We start from the raw sequence: 224 nt of genomic DNA on the forward strand, positions 1-224 counted from the left end.
CCGTTCGCTCGCCGCTACTGGGGGAATCTCGGTTGATTTCTTTTCCTCGGGGTACTTAGATGTTTCAGTTCCCCCGGTTCGCTTCATTACGCTATGTATTCACGTAATGATAGTGTGTCGAAACACACTGGGTTTCCCCATTCGGAAATCGCCGGTTATAACGGTTCATATCACCTTACCGACGCTTATCGCAGATTAGCACGTCCTTCATCGCCTCTGACTGC

General features: G+C 50.0%; 1 rRNA gene. It reads right to left on the reverse strand.

Features of this window, described 5'->3' with window-relative positions:
• Positions 1 to 224: ribosomal RNA gene (locus NNN71_RS25380) — 23S ribosomal RNA — on the reverse strand; the annotation flags it as partial.

Origin of the sequence: Kluyvera sp. Awk 3 (genome assembly GCF_028069715.1) — a bacterium.
GTDB lineage: Bacteria > Pseudomonadota > Gammaproteobacteria > Enterobacterales > Enterobacteriaceae > Kluyvera > Kluyvera georgiana_A.